Origin of the sequence: Sphingomonas lacunae (genome assembly GCF_012979535.1) — a bacterium.
GTDB classification, from domain to species: Bacteria; Pseudomonadota; Alphaproteobacteria; order Sphingomonadales; family Sphingomonadaceae; genus Sphingopyxis; species Sphingopyxis lacunae.
In genome coordinates this window covers 2945389-2959758 of record NZ_CP053015.1, presented here as the reverse complement: position 1 = coordinate 2959758, position 14370 = coordinate 2945389, and the positions used below count along the sequence as shown (strand labels likewise).

Annotated in this window: 15 protein-coding genes; 6 read left to right on the top strand and 9 right to left on the bottom strand. The window is 62.4% G+C overall.

Annotation, left to right across the window (positions count from 1 at the left end):
- From GV829_RS14145 to GV829_RS14130, 4 genes are read right to left on the bottom strand one after another with little or no spacing between them, the layout of a single operon-like run.
- Positions 1–297: a CcdB family protein gene (locus tag GV829_RS14145; protein WP_169947685.1), complete on the bottom strand. Its 297-nt coding sequence runs from the start codon at positions 295–297 to the stop codon at positions 1–3.
- Positions 297–542, bottom strand: a complete 246-nt coding sequence (locus GV829_RS14140) for a type II toxin-antitoxin system CcdA family antitoxin (protein ID WP_169947683.1) — start codon at positions 540–542, stop codon at positions 297–299. Before GV829_RS14140 ends, GV829_RS14145 begins: the two co-directional genes overlap by 1 nt.
- 52 nt (positions 543–594) lie before the next feature.
- Positions 595–2145: a 2-polyprenylphenol 6-hydroxylase gene (gene ubiB, locus GV829_RS14135; protein WP_169947681.1), complete on the bottom strand. Its 1551-nt coding sequence runs from the start codon at positions 2143–2145 to the stop codon at positions 595–597.
- Positions 2146–2152: 7 nt separating this feature from the next.
- A complete protein-coding gene (locus GV829_RS14130) occupies positions 2153–2896 on the bottom strand; it encodes a class I SAM-dependent methyltransferase (RefSeq protein WP_169947679.1) in 744 nt (247 codons plus the stop codon).
- Positions 2897–3003: 107 nt separating this feature from the next.
- On the opposite strand from GV829_RS14130, the gene mutM reads away from it, so the two are divergent.
- The 3 genes from mutM (at position 3004) to dnaA (ending at position 6114) form a co-directional block, all read left to right on the top strand.
- Positions 3004–3819 (top strand): bifunctional DNA-formamidopyrimidine glycosylase/DNA-(apurinic or apyrimidinic site) lyase, encoded by an 816-nt coding sequence (mutM, locus tag GV829_RS14125; protein WP_169947677.1) that lies wholly within the window; start codon positions 3004–3006, stop codon positions 3817–3819.
- A 106-nt stretch (positions 3820–3925) separates the two neighbouring features.
- Positions 3926–4189 carry a 30S ribosomal protein S20 gene (rpsT, locus tag GV829_RS14120; RefSeq protein ID WP_169947675.1) on the top strand — a complete coding sequence of 88 codons (264 nt, stop codon included), beginning with the start codon at positions 3926–3928 and terminating at the stop codon, positions 4187–4189.
- A 455-nt stretch (positions 4190–4644) separates the two neighbouring features.
- Positions 4645–6114 carry a chromosomal replication initiator protein DnaA gene (gene dnaA, locus GV829_RS14115; protein ID WP_425505423.1) on the top strand — a complete coding sequence of 490 codons (1470 nt, stop codon included), beginning with the start codon at positions 4645–4647 and terminating at the stop codon, positions 6112–6114.
- A 102-nt stretch (positions 6115–6216) separates the two neighbouring features.
- Here dnaA and GV829_RS14110 read toward each other — a convergent pair whose 3' ends face one another.
- From GV829_RS14110 to secB, 4 genes are all read right to left on the bottom strand, one after another.
- Entirely contained in the window at positions 6217–6900 is a 684-nt protein-coding gene (locus tag GV829_RS14110; protein ID WP_169947673.1) for a DUF4136 domain-containing protein, read from the bottom strand.
- 161 nt (positions 6901–7061) lie between these two features.
- Positions 7062–8060: a tryptophan--tRNA ligase gene (gene trpS, locus GV829_RS14105; protein WP_169948436.1), complete on the bottom strand. Its 999-nt coding sequence runs from the start codon at positions 8058–8060 to the stop codon at positions 7062–7064.
- A 33-nt stretch (positions 8061–8093) separates the two neighbouring features.
- Positions 8094–9674 (bottom strand): murein biosynthesis integral membrane protein MurJ, encoded by a 1581-nt coding sequence (murJ, locus tag GV829_RS14100; protein ID WP_169947671.1) that lies wholly within the window; start codon positions 9672–9674, stop codon positions 8094–8096.
- A 54-nt stretch (positions 9675–9728) separates the two neighbouring features.
- Positions 9729–10232 (bottom strand): protein-export chaperone SecB, encoded by a 504-nt coding sequence (gene secB, locus GV829_RS14095; protein WP_169947669.1) that lies wholly within the window; start codon positions 10230–10232, stop codon positions 9729–9731.
- A gap of 291 nt (positions 10233–10523) precedes the next feature.
- Here secB and GV829_RS14090 point away from each other — a divergent pair, with 291 nt between their 5' ends.
- From GV829_RS14090 to GV829_RS14080, 3 genes are all read left to right on the top strand, one after another.
- Complete coding sequence (locus GV829_RS14090; RefSeq protein WP_246202907.1) at positions 10524–11186, top strand: Tim44/TimA family putative adaptor protein; 663 nt, start codon at positions 10524–10526, stop codon at positions 11184–11186.
- A 109-nt stretch (positions 11187–11295) separates the two neighbouring features.
- A complete protein-coding gene (mltA, locus tag GV829_RS14085) occupies positions 11296–12600 on the top strand; it encodes a murein transglycosylase A (RefSeq protein ID WP_246202906.1) in 1305 nt (434 codons plus the stop codon).
- Between the two features lie 225 nt (positions 12601–12825).
- Positions 12826–13221: a Smr/MutS family protein gene (locus GV829_RS14080; protein ID WP_169947665.1), complete on the top strand. Its 396-nt coding sequence runs from the start codon at positions 12826–12828 to the stop codon at positions 13219–13221.
- A 1-nt stretch (position 13222) separates the two neighbouring features.
- Here the strand turns inward: GV829_RS14080 and dapE are convergent, their stop codons facing one another.
- Positions 13223–14362 carry a succinyl-diaminopimelate desuccinylase gene (gene dapE, locus GV829_RS14075; RefSeq protein ID WP_169947663.1) on the bottom strand — a complete coding sequence of 380 codons (1140 nt, stop codon included), beginning with the start codon at positions 14360–14362 and terminating at the stop codon, positions 13223–13225.
- Positions 14363–14370: the final 8 nt, after the last annotated feature.

The following is a 14370-nucleotide window of genomic DNA, read 5'->3' as shown; positions in this document are numbered from 1 at the left end:
TCAGAAACCCGAAAACAGCATGTCGATTGCGTTGAGAATGTCGAAGCGATGCTGTTCCAAGGAAAGCACGGTGGGCCCCAGTCGTTCAGCCGGGATGGCGAATATGAGGTGAGTCGCCATCACATGTTCCCGACCTTCGACGGTGAAGGTCGGGTGTAACCGGGGGATGAGCGTTACATCATTTATCGGCAAGAGAGGAATAACGACACGCGATCCCAGATCTTTCATCACCTTGGCTTGGCAATCCAGCAAGTAGCCGCGACCGCGCGCGCCTGCATAGACGTCAAACTGTGCCATCAGCCCTGACGAAACTCGTCATAAGGCATGCCGTTTTCCTGAACATAACGATTCCAAGAGGCGATCGCCTCCTTGTTCTCACGCTTCCAATGTTCCGCTCTGGCATCGGCAACCCGCTCTGCCAGGCCCGCTTCGCATGCCTGCGAGAGATTAATGCCGAGAGCCTTGGCTTCTTCGACAAGGTCCTGGCTCAATGTGACGTTGGTCGCCCGCTTTGGCGATGCGGGTTTTAAGGGGCGGTTCATGGCGCATCTCCTATGCGCATAGATTATGCGCAATCAGGGGCTGGGGCAAGTCTCACAGGCTCAGCCACAACCACAGGCCACCAGCGCCAGCCGCCGCACCGGCGAGAGCGGTGAGGGCATGGCCCCAAGCTGTCGAGCGACCGCGCCGTTCCCACATCAGCGGCACGTCGGGCAGCGGCGGCGGTGGTGGCGCGGCGCCCTTGGGCGGATAGGCATCTTCGATGCGGCGGACGAGATCAGGCAGGCGCGCGAGGGTGCGGCTGGCTTCTATGAGCCGGTCGGCCAGTTGCGCCTCCGGGCCCAGTTCGTCGCGGATCCAGTTGCTGATATAGGGGCCGGAGACGTCCCACATGTTGATGTCGGGATCGAGCCGGGTGGCGACACCCTCGACCATGACCATCGTTTTTTGCAGCAGCAAGAGGTGCGGCTGGGTCTGCATGTCGAAATCGCGGGTGATGGCGAAAAGCCCGTCGAGCATCTGCCCGACCGACAGTTCCTTGACCGATTTGCCGCGCATTGGCTCGCCCACGGCACGCAGGGCGGTGGCGAACTCGTCCAGATTATGGTGCGCCGGCACATATTGCGCCTCGAAATGGATTTCGGCGACGCGGCGGTAATTGCCGGTGATCAGGCCATAGAGGATTTCGGCGAGCCAGGTGCGGGCCTTGCGGTTGATGCGGCCCATGATGCCGAAATCGATGGCGGTGATGGTGCCATCGGGGCGGACGAGGAGGTTGCCCTGATGCATGTCGGCATGGAAGAAGCCGTCGGAAATGGCCTGACGGAGAAAGGCATTGACCAGGCGGCTGGCCAGCTCGGTGACATCATGGCCAGCAGCGACCAGTGCGTCGCGATCGGCGATCTTGATGCCGTCAATCCACTCGAGCGTCATCACGCTGCCACAGGTGCGGTCCCAGTCGATAGCCGGCACATGATAGCCGGTGAGCGCTTCGGCAGCCTCTGCCAACTCGGAGGCGGAAGCCGCTTCGCGGCGCAGGTCCAGCTCATTGTTGGTCCAGCGTTTGAAATTGGCGATGACAAGGCGCGGGCGGAGGCGTGCGGCCTCTCCGCCAAAGGCTTCGAGGTGGGCGGCAGCCCATTCATACGTGTCGATATCGCGGGCGAACTTGGCCTTGACGCCGGGGCGCAGCACCTTGACCGCGACATCGCGGCCGTCAGGCGTTGTTGCACGATAGACTTGCGCCACCGAGGCGGAGCCGATGGGGTCTTCGTTGAAGCTGGCGTAAAGCTCTTCAAGCGGCTTGCCGAGAGCCGCCTCGATATGCGGGCGAACCTCGGCGAAGGGAACGGGTGGCAGGGCGTCCTGCAGCGAGAGGAGGTTGTTGGCCGCCTCCTCCCCCACCAGATCAGGGCGGGTGGCGAGCGTCTGCCCCAGCTTGATCGCCGCCGGGCCAATGGCGCGGAATGCGCTGGCATAATCGGGTACCAGCGGCTGGCTGGCACCGAAGCGAGCGATACGCGCCAGGCGGCGGACCGGTGCGGGTGTGGTTAGCGACTCCTCGATGCCACGCAAAGCGCCATGGCGAGCGAGCGTGCGGCCCCATTTGAGCAGGCGCCATATGTGGGTGGCAGGGCGGGTCATGCCGAGCTCAGCTGACTTTCCAACCGCTGTGGATGGCGACAAGGCCGCCCATGATCGGTTCCACCCTTGTGTGACGGAAGCCGGCGGTTTCGATCATCGCCCGGAATTCCGGCATGGTAGGGAACTTTCGGATCGATTCGATGAGGTAGCGATAGCTGTCGGCGTCGCCGGCGATGGCTTGACCGATTCGGGGGACGAGGTGGTGCGAATAGGCGTCGTACACATCCTTGAACCCCGGCCATTCGGTGGTCGAGAATTCTAGGCAGAAGAAACGCCCACCCGGTTTGAGAACGCGGAATGCCTCCGCCAACGCCTTGTCGATGCGGGTGACGTTGCGGATACCAAAGGCGATGGTGTAGCCGTCGAACGCTGCATCATCGAAGGTCAGCGTCTCGGCATTTTGTTCGGACCAGATAAGGCCGTGGATGCCGCGCTTTTCGGCCCGTTCCATCCCGACACCGAGCATATCGGGGTTGATGTCCGACACCGTTACTTGAGCGCCGCGTTCTGCAATGCGGAAGGCGATGTCACCGGTGCCGCCCGCCATGTCGAGAATATGTTCGCCCCGGCGCGGTTTCAAACGACGGACGAACCTGTCCTTCCACAGGCGGTGCATACCGCCCGACATGGCGTCGTTCATGATGTCATATTTGCGGGCGACACTGGAGAAGACACTGCCAACGCGCCGGGTCTTTTCCTCGGGGCTGACCTGTTCATAGCCGAAGGAGACGGTTTCGCTGCTGCTGGTCATCAAGTCGCTCCGGGCGGGCGGGGGAGAAGTTGCAGCGGCTCTAGCCAAGGGTTCGCTGCCTAACAAGGCTTCACGCGCGGGCATCGGACGGCTAGCGGTATCATATTATGCCTGAACTGCCCGAAGTTGAAACCACCGTTCGCGGATTGATGCCCCTGCTGGAAGGCCAGAGGATTGCGCGCCTGACCCTCAACCGTGCAGACCTGCGCCGACCCTTTCCGGTCGATCTGGTCCAGCGGATGACCGGTGCGACCGTGACCGGGCTGTCGCGGCGCGCGAAATATGGCCTGATCCATACTGATCGCGACGATGTGATGATTTTTCACCTCGGCATGTCAGGCCGCTGGCGCACCGATATCAGCGAAGGGGAAACGCACGATCATCTGGTCATCGAGACCGGAACCGGTCGGCTGCTGGCGCTCAATGACCCGCGTCGGTTCGGTTCGGTTGATCTGGTCAGCGGTGATGCCGAGACCGGATTTGCCCCCTTTGCTGCGCTGGGACCGGAACCCTTGTCTGATGCGTTCAATGCCAGACAGCTTGCAGCGGCATTTGAGGGGCGGTCTGCGCCGGTCAAAACGCTGTTGCTTGATCAGCGAATCGTCGCCGGTCTGGGCAACATCTATGTCTGCGAAGCGCTGTTCATGGCCGGAATTTCACCGACGAAGGCCGCCGGACAGGTGCCGACAAAGCGGATTGCCGCGCTGGTCGAGGCGATCAAGGCGGTGCTGGTGCAGGCAATTGCAGCGGGTGGGTCGTCGCTGCGTGATTTTGTCCACCCTGACGGGCAATTGGGCTATTTCAGCCATGAATGGCGCGTCTATGGCCGCGAAGGTGAGCCGTGTCGCCAATGCAACGCCCCGGTCAAAAGACTGGTGCAAGGCGGACGTTCCACCTTTTTCTGCGGGAAATGCCAGCGCTGAAGCGTTGACCTTTGCCCAAGCTGCCGCTATGCGCCCAGCACTTGGAAGGGCCGGGGAAGCGAATCCGGTCCTTATTTCGTTCGACATCGCGAGATTTGAGGATTTCATGGCCAATACGCCCCAGGCCCGCAAGCGCATCCGTCGCAACCAGGCCCGCACGCTGATCAACCGCAACCGCGTCTCGCGTATCCGTACGCTGATTCGCAAGGTGGAGCTGGCCCTGACGGCTGGTGACAAGGACACCGCTGCCACCGCTCTGTCGGCGATGCAGCCTGAACTGGCGCGCGGCGTTGCCAAGGGCGTGGTCCACAAGAACACTGCTGCCCGCAAATATTCGCGTCTGACCAAGGCTCTCAACGCACTGGGTTAAGCGTTCTCCCTACCGCCGATTCGCCTTCGAATCGGTTGCGGGAAAAAACCTATGTGACAAACCGCCGGCACAGTGTGTCGGCGGTTTTGTTTTGTTCCGTGCGACCACCCATTGCCATGACGATGTTGCCCCGATGGCGGCAGATGGCAAATCCAGCTTAGTCCACGATTCGCACGCTCCTCGCCAAAATGGAGCAAGCCACAGGTACGGAAAATGGCCATTTTCTGCCCATTTCCCACCAAAGCCGCAGCTTTCCTAGTCAACGCCTTTATTTCATTTTTTTTACGGTCCCTGCTCTTGCGGCGCGGCCGATTCCATCCCTAGAACCGATGTGCCCGGTGCGATCCGTGCAGGGCCGCCAAACAACAAGAACGTCCACGCCCGGCCTTACACAGGCCAGGACAAGGGCGGCGTTGTCCGGAAACGGACGGTATTTCGGGAACGACAAGGCAGCAATGACGCAGGGGGACGAGCAGGAGATGGGTGGCGAGGCGATCAGCCGGCTTGATGCCGATGCCATCGTGCCCGCCCGCTCCGGGTCAATGGTTGCGGGCTCCATCGATGTCCAGCGGCTGGCAGCGGCTTGGACCACTGTTGCCGCAGGACTGCGCAGTGACATTGGTGCACGTGCCTTTGACCATTGGCTCAAGCATGTGAAACCGGTCAGCTTTGATGCCAGCAGCGGCCTCTTGACGCTCTCATCGCCCAGCGCCTTCATCGGCGAGCAGATTGAAAAGCGCTTTGCTGACCGCTTGCGCCTCGCCTGGTTGCAGGTGCTGCCGGGGCTGCGCACACTGGCGGTCAATGCCCACCAGCGCCCTGCCAATGTCGTGTCGGCGATGCCGGTGGCTGAACGGCGTGGCAATCTGCCACTGCATGGCAGTGCATCGGTTGCTGATCATGCGCCCCCCCAGCTTGATCCGCGGTTGACCTTTGACAATTTTGTACAGGGGCGCAGCAATATATTGGCGCTCAACGCGGCGCGCCGTATGGCCGCTGTTGAGGCGCCTCAGTTTCATCCGCTCTATCTGCGGGCGGAGACCGGGCAGGGCAAGACGCACCTGTTGCACTCGATAGCCTCCGCCACCCTGGCTCGCGACACTGGTGCCCGCATCATCCTGATGTCGGCAGAGAAATTCATGATGGAATTTGTTGGCGCCATGCGTGCCAACGAGATGATGGCGTTCAAGGCCAGGCTTCGTGCGGCTGACCTGTTGCTGATCGACGATCTGCAATTCGTTATCGGCAAGGATTCGACCCAGATCGAATTGCTCCATACTTTTGATGACGTCATGACGTCAGGCGGACGGCTGGTTGTTGCGGCTGATCGGCTGCCGCACCGGCTCGATGGCATTGATCAACGCCTGTTGTCGCGACTGGCCGGTGGTCTTGTGGCGGACATCGATCCGCCTGATCAGGACCTGCGAGCGGCCATTTTGGAACGCAAGGCGGCTGCCCTTGGCGTGATGGTGCCTACAGCAGTACTCGACTGGATCGCCCACAGTTTCCCGCGCAACGTCCGTGAACTGGAAGGGGCGCTCAACAAGTTGCTGGCCTATGCAGCGCTGACCGACACGCCAATCGATCTTGCCATGGCGCAGGAACGTCTGGCGGAAACCGCACGCGGTTCACGCGCGCGGATCACCATCGAGGAGATACAGCGCGCGGTCTGCGCCCATTATCGCATCGACAAGAGCGAAATGGCATCCCAACGCCGTACCCGGGCGGTGGCACGGCCACGGCAGGTGGCGATGTATCTGGCCAAGGAACTGACTCCGCGCAGCTTCCCGGAAATTGGCCGGCGCTTTGGTGGGCGTGACCATTCCACGGTTATCCATGCGGTGCGCACCATCGAGGCGCTAAGGGTCGATGACGCCGACCTCGACACCGACATCCGCCGGATCAGGCGCGCTCTGACGGCATGATGAAAGTCGGGTGGTTACCGCCCGACCCTCTCCTCTCCCAAGGGCATAAACTCCCGGCTGGACCGGGGATGACCGGGTTTTGGCACCGGTTTTTGGCAGGGTTCAACGCTGGCGCGGTGGCGGGGGCAGGGTGATGCGCACCGTTTCGCCGTTGTTGCCGGGAAATCCGGTGAACAGGGCAGCGGTAAGGTTCGGTACCAGCCGTGTCAGGTCATTGTCCCGTGAAACGGCCTGCGCCTGCCCCTCGAACAGGGGCTCTCCGGTCTCATTACGCCTGATCATCAGATCGAGGTGGCTGGTATAAACCGTATAGCTGCGTTCATTGAAGCGGCTCCAGCCCGGACCGAACAGGAAAGGATCGTAAAATCCGGGCACCCAAGCATAGCCGCGCGGTGTTCGGATGATCATCGGTCGGCCGTAAAAGCCTGAATAGCCCCAGCCAGGGCCCCAAAAGGGATCGTGAAAACCGGGATCGCGCACGATACGTTCCCGTCCATTGTCGACACCATAGCGCAGGCTGACGCGAAATTCGGCGGCCTCCGCTGTAGCGGCGGGGACATAGCCAAGTCGGGTCAGCTCTGAAGCGACTATGGCGGCATAATGCTGGAATTCCAGACCATCCTGCCCCTCTCCGGCCGTGGACACCACGGCAAAAGTCTGTCCCTGCGGCGCTGGCATTTGCTGGAAGCGCGACACATCGGCCCGAAAGCCGGGCGTGGCGCAGGCTGACAGGGCGCCCAAGGCCAGGGCGGCGACTGCGGTTTTGACTAAGGATGTGACTCGCATGGATCTGGCTCCTGTGGTCCCTTTATGGCGGCGCGGACCAGCGGCGTCACCTTGTGACAAGGGGGTGAAGCCGACCTGCGCCGGATTTTGGCCGAATGATGCGCTGATGTGGCTGAACCCCGGTTGAACCAACTGAACAGACTCGTTGCACCTCCGCCGGCTCAACCGTGCAGGCCCAGAGCCTGTTGTGCCGTCGCAAGTGTCGGTGCGGCCAAGGCACGGGCCCGGGCGGCGCCGTCCTCAAGTATCCGGTCGATCGCTGGCACATCCTGCATCAGTTCGGCAAAGCGGCTGCGGATAGGTGACAATTTGGCGACCGCCAGATCGGCGAGCGCCGGTTTGAACGCACCAAAGCCTTTGCCGGCGAACTCCGCGCATACCTGATCCCGGCTGATGCCCGACATGGCGGCATAGATGCCAACCAGATTGGCGGCTTCAGGCCGGTCGGCCAGTCCGGCCGCCTCACCGGGCAGGGGCTCGGCATCGGTGCGCGCCTTCCGGAACTTTTGCGCAATGAGGTCGTCATCATCCATCAGGTTGATGCGGCTCATGTCGCTAGGGTCCGACTTTGACATTTTCGAGCTGCCGTCGCGCAAGCTCATCACGCGCGGAGCAATCGTGCCGATCATTGGTTCGGGCAGGGTGAATGTCTCGGTACCGGTATCGAGGTTGAACTTGGTGGCGATGTCGCGCGCGAGTTCCAGATGTTGCTTCTGGTCCTCCCCGACCGGCACATGCGTCGCCTGATAGAGGAGCACGTCGGCGGCCTGGAGCACCGGATAACCGAACAGGCCAATGCTGGCGCCCTCGCGGTCCTTGCCCGACTTTTCCTTGAACTGGGTCATGCGGTTGAGCCAGCCGATGCGGGCCGTGCACATCAGCAACCAGGCCAACTCACTGTGCTGGGGCACGCGGGTCTGGTTGAACAGGATCGACCGGTCGGGATCAATGCCGCTGGCGATCAGCGCCGCCGTCAGCTCCCGGACGTTTGAGGACAGCACCGCAGGATCATTGCGGACGGTGATGGCGTGCAGGTCGGCGAGGAAGAACAGGCACTCACCCGGATGCGCATCCTGCATAGCCACCCATTGGACGATGGCGCCCAGATAATTGCCAAGGTGGAGATTGCCGGTGGGCTGGATGCCCGAAACAACGCGCATGGTCATCTGTTCCCTGTGGCTGACGCCGGCCGATCAGGCGCGGCGGCGTTGCAGCACGGATTTGAGTTCGCTGAGGCGATAGGCACCAAAGGCGAAAGATGCCAGCACATATACGAGGCCTCCGGCGCCACAGAGCAGGATCAGGCCGATAGCGCGATGATACCAGTCCCCTGCCATCCAGCCATCAGCAAGGTGGCCACCGAACCACAAAGCGATACCCATGGAGACAGCGGCAGCGAGAATGCGCCACACCTTGCCCAGCAGCCGGCTGTCGAGCGAGAGCAGGTCGCGGCGGTGCAACATGCCGTAGAGCAGCGCAACATTGACCCAGGCCGAAAGCGAGGTGGCCACGCCGACGCCGACGGGACCAAGCGGCCAGATAAGGATCAGGTTGCCGACAAGGTTGACCAGCATTGACCACAGGGCCAGGCGCACCGGGGTTTTCGTATCCTGTCGTGCATAGAAACCGGGCGTCAGCACCTTGATCAGGACATAGGCCGGGACTCCGCTTGCAAAGGCCGCGAGCACAGCTGCCGTGCTGCTGGTGTCGCCGCTGTCAAATGCGCCATGTTCGAGCAGGCCGCGTACAATCGGCACGCCCGCTACGATCAGCGCCACGGCGGCGGGCATGGCCAGGAACAGCGCCAGTTCGATGGCGCGATTCTGTGTGTCGTTCGCTGCCTTGAGATCGCCGCCGCCAATCTGGCGCGACAGCATTGGCAATATGGCGGTGCCGACCCCGATGCCGATGATGCCGAGCGGCAGCTGGTTGAGCCGGTCGGCATAATAGATCCACGAAATCGCCCCTTCACTAAGGAAGCGGGCAGCGAGGGTGGTGGAGACCAAGAGGTTGATCTGGATCGCCCCCTGGCCAATCACTGCGGGAACGATCAGCACCAGCATCGTCTTCACATGGGGAGTGAGGCGAGGGCGGGACAGTTTCAGGACGACACCGGCTTTGCGGCAAGCAAGGATCAGCCAAAGCAGTTGGATCATGCCTGCGACGGTGACGGCGATGGCCTGTGTTTCGGCTGTCTCGGCCTGAGTTTCCCCCCGGAAAAAGAGCAGCGCGATGATCAGGCTGACATTGAGCAGGATCGGCGCGGCGGCATTGACCCAGAAACGGTGCAACGAATTCAATATGCCGCCCAGCAAGGAGACGAGGCTGATCAGCCCAAGATAGGGGAAGGTGATCAGCGTCAGATGGCGGGCGAGATCGAACTTTTCGGGGCCGTCGTCAGGAAATCCGCCGGTCATCGCATAGACGATGGGACCGGCAAGCAGCATCATCACGACAGTGAAAAAGACGAGGAACGGGAACAGCACCGACAGCACCTGTCCGGCAAAGTCCTTGGCCGCGCGCAGGCCGGCCCCTTCCTCTTCGGCTTCCCCCTCCGCCATGCGGCGGTTGAACATCGGCACAAAGACGGCCGCCATGGCCCCTTCAGCGAACAGTGCGCGGAACAGATTGGGCAGACGCCAGGCGATGAGGAACGCGTCGGACGCCATGCCTGCACCGACATAGCGCGCCATCAGCATGTCCCGCACCATGCCCAGTACGCGGCTTACCATGGTCAGGCTGCCAATGGTGGAAACCGCGCGAACCAGATTCATGCGGGCCGCTCCTCAACGCTTGGAACTGGGAGGGACGACCCGCACAGGCAGGCGTCAGGCGTTGCCGGCTGGCTCGGCACTGGCAGCGAGAGCCTGTTCCTGCTGGGAGACATAGAGACCGTGGAAATCGATCGGTTCCAGCAGCAGCGGCATAAAGCCGCCATCGCGTACCGCGTCCGCAATCACGCGGCGGGCAAAGGGAAACAGGATACGCGGGGCTTCAGCGAGCATGAAGGCTTGAATCTGGTCTTCGGGTACATTGCGTACGCCGAAAAGGCCAGCATAGGTCAGGTCCACGACAAAGCTCTGGCCCTCGGGGTGGGTCGCGCTGATGTCCACCTTTATCGCCGATTCATAGACGCCATCGCCCACAGGGTTGGAACCGATGTTGAACTGCACATCGATCTGCGGCTGCGACTGCCACTGATAGCAGGCCGGCGAATTCGGGTTCTCGAACGACAGATCCTTTACATATTGCGAAATCAGCCCGATGGCAGGGCCATTGTCCATACCATTGGGCTGGGTCACTGTTTCTGGAGTCTGGGCGTCGTCGGCCATGAGTTGAGCATCTTTCCTGTTGTTCGGGCCGGGTCGATCGGCCTCGCATGACATGTTTGTCGAACCGGTTGCCATGCCCCCCGCTCGCGCTTGAAAGCGCCACTAGCAGCGGCTTGGGGTCGGCGCAATGGACTGCTGAGCCCGGGAATGGCGCCGGTCGCATGGTGTTTCCGGCTTTTGAAGCAGCGGTTCACCAGCCAGCAACCCGAAATTCTCTATCATCGTGATTTGAAACCGGGTCGGACTTGTCCTATCTTAAGCACAATCACCCTTGGACAGCGAGAAGCGCGCGTGACTTCGACGATTATCATCCTCGCCCTTATAGCGGCTTTTCTGGGCCTCAGGCTCTACAGTGCGCTGGGCAAGCATGGCAGCGACCCTGAGGTAGCGCCCCGCCCAGATGAGCAACCGCGCACCGCTCCGGTTACCGCACCCGCTGCACAGCCTCAGGAAACCCCACGCTTGCGCAGTGTCACACCGGTTGCCGGCTCCGTCTATGAGCCGGCCGCAGAAATCGGCATTCGTGCGGTATTGGCAGCTGACCGCAGCTTTGATGTCAGCCGGTTCCTGCACGGGGCGCAGGCTGCCTATCGCATGATCCTGGAAGCATATTGGAAAGGCGACAAGAACGCGTTGCGCGAATTGTGCGACGCAGACAGTTTTGAAGCCTTTGCCGAAGAAATCGACGCCCGCGCCGCCCGGGGAGAAACTCTGGACAATCGTCTGGTGACGATTGATCGGGCGATCATCACCGATGCTTCGGTCAACAACGGGATAGCCCGTCTGACTGTACGCTTTGATGCCGACATTGCCGCGATAACGCGCGACGGGGAAGGCCGCATCATTGCCGGTTCGATGACTGATGCCGTGGCAACCCATGATGTGTGGAGTTTTGTTCGCTCCATTGGTAGCCGCGATCCCAACTGGTTGCTCGACGAAACCGACGCCGGCTAATCACTGAACCGGTGTTTATATCGCAGGCCGGGCAGGCTGACGCTTGTCCCCGCTCCATGCTTCCTGCAAAAGCCGTTGAAACAGGACGACCATAAGCGTCCAATGGTCAATGGGTGAAAGCATGATGAAGCGGATCGGCAGACTATCTGGCGCGGCGAGGCTTGCCGTTGGCGGTGCGGTGGCGTTCACCTTGTCTGCCTGTGGTGCAACAATCATTCCCGATGGCGGCAGGGCTACGGCTGCGACTGTGCCCACGCCATCCGCACCAGTGCCAACCCCGGCCCCCGCAGCGACCGTCCCTGTCCCTGTTCCGACTGTGCCAACCCCGACTGCCACTGGTGTTCCGGTCGGGGCCAATGCCATTGCTACGGGCATTGCCGCAGGCAGCGACCTGTCGACAATTGGCCTGACGCCGGAGATGGCCAGCCGGGCGCTGGCCGCGTTTCGCATCAGCTGCAACAGTGTTACCCGGCGCTCTGACAGTTCGGGCCTGACACTGCCGGGCGATTGGGCGAATGCCTGTGCCGCTGCGCCGGGCTGGACCGACAGCGATGCCATCCGTTTCTTTGCCACTCATTTCCGGACGGTCCAGGTTGGCGATGGTCGGGGCCTTGCCACCGGCTATTATGAGCCCGAGATTGTCGGTTGCCGCACTCGGACGCCGCAGTGCCAGGTCCCTGTCTATGGCGTCCCGTCAGATCTGGTGGAGGTCGATCTGGGTCAGTTCAGCGCCGAGCTGGCGGGCAAACGGCTGCGCGGGCGGATCGATGGCAGTCGCCTGATCCCCTATCATGACCGGACGGCCATTGACGGTGGCGCGTTGGCCAACCGAAATCTGGAAATCGCCTGGGCAGCCGATCCGGTCGAATTCTTTTTCCTGCAAATTCAGGGTTCCGGTCGGCTGCGGATGGCAGACGGCAGTGTAATGCGCATTGGCTACGCCGGGCAAAATGGCCGGGAGTATGTGGGCATTGGTCGTTTGTTGCGCGACCGAGGCGTGCTGCAACCCGGCGAAGCCTCGATGCAGGGGCTGATGAGCTATTTGCGTCGCCAGCCTGACGGGGGTGCGTCGGTGATGCGGGAAAATGGCAGCTGGATTTTCTTCCGCGAACTGACCGGTGCTGGTCCGTTGGGTTCGCTGGGCGTGCCGGTTACCGGGCGCGCCAGTGTTGCCGCCGACCCGCTGTTTGTGCCGCTCGGTGCGCCGGTATTCCTGATGATGGACCGCCCGGAGGCCAGTGGTCTTTGGATAGCGCAGGACACGGGTGGAGCAATCCGCGGCGCCAACCGTTTCGACACTTTCTGGGGCGCAGGGGAAGAAGCGCGCACAATTGCCGGGGGCATGAGCGCGCGTGGCACCGCGCTGCTTTTGTTACCGACGGCGAGTGTCGAGCGCCTTCTGGCGCCGCGCTGAGCGATTGTGGCTCGCACGCCCAAAACCCCGGCGGCCGATGATCCCGGTGAGGTCATGTGGCGACGCGTCAAGGCGAGCGTGCGGCCTTTGAAGAGCAAGGTGGTCAGCTTGCCCAAGTTCCCCGCCCCTTCAGGGGAGGGGTTAGGGCAGGGGCCTGTCAAACCGACTCCGCGCCAACCGACAACCCCTGCCACAGCCCCTCCCCTGAAGGGGACGGGCTTCAAGATGCTGCAGCCAACTTTGGCAAAGGGCCCAGCCAAACCATCCACGCCGGTTGGCAGCGCGCCGATTGACAAGGCTTGGGAGCGCGATTTGCGCAGTGGCCGGATCAGCATCGACATGACCATTGACCTGCACGGCCATTACCTCGCTGGCGCCCACACCGCCCTGTCGCGCGCGCTCGACCGTGCAACGGCGATGGGCGCGAGGGTTGTCCTGGTCATCGCCGGCAAGGTACGCGGGCCCGATGAAGCCCCGCGCGGCGCGATCCGCCGCGAACTGGCGACGTGGCTCGCCCATTCACACCATGCCAGCCGGATATTGGCTGTCAGGAACGCGCATCCGCGCCACGGCGGGGCTGGGGCGCTCTATGTGGTGTTGAGGAAGGCCGAGCGGTCCTGAGCTACTTCGCCAGCCCCCGCTCGATCACCGTCCGGTAGATCGCCGTCAGCGCATGCAAATCGGGGATGGCCACTGCTTCGTCGCGCTTGTGCATCGTTGCATTGCACAGGCCGAATTCGACGATCGGCGCGAGCACGTGGAGGAAACGCGCGTCGCTGGTGCCGCCGGTGGTTGAGCGGTCGGGCTCAAGTCCGGTTACGTCGCGGATCGCGCCTGCAACCAGATCGACCCAGGGGCCGGGGCGGGTGCGGAAGGCCTCGCCACTGATCTTGGCCGTCACCGTGGCGTCGGGCGCTTCCTCCTGCACCAGCGCGGTGATCATCGCAGCCAGATTTTCGCCGCGCTGTTCGTCATTGAAGCGGATCGACAGGCGCGCTTCGGCGACGGGCGGGATGACGTTGGTGGCAGGGTTGCCGACGTGGAGATTGGTCACCTCGATATTCGATGGCTGGAACAGGGCGTTGCCATGGTCGAGCGTGATGGCGTCGATGCGGGCGAGGATCCGGATGAGGCGAGGGATGGGATTGTCGGCCAGGTGGGGGTAGGCAACATGGCCTTCCTTGCCTGGCACGCTGATCCAGATATTGACTGATCCGCGCCGACCGATCTTGAGCATGTCGCCCAGCCGGTTGACCGAGGTGGGCTCGCCGACCAGCAGCATGTCAGGGGTGACGCCGCGTACCTCCATGTGGCGCATCAGGGCGCGGGTGCCATGTTCGGCCGGACCTTCCTCGTCACCGGTGATGATCAGGCTGAGTGTGCCAGCGTCAGCCGGCACCGCGCTGGCGGCGGCAACAAAGGCGGCGATGCTGCCCTTCATGTCAACCGCGCCGCGACCGTAGAGCAGTTCTCCGTGGATCCGGGGCTCGAACGCACCAGTGGTCCAGCCTTCACCCGGCGGTACGACATCAAGATGGCCGGCAAAGCCGAGATGTTTCCCAGACCCGCCGCGCACCGCGAGCAGATTTTCGACCGGGCCATCGGGGGCCTCGCCATCGATGAAACGCTCGACCGCAAAACCGAGCGGAACAAGGGCACTTTCGAGCACGTCAAACACCGCGCCGGTGGCGGGCGTGACGCTGGGTGCGGCGATCAGTGATTGGGCGAGGGCGACGGGATCGAGGGGGGAAAGGCTAGCCATGTTCTCGC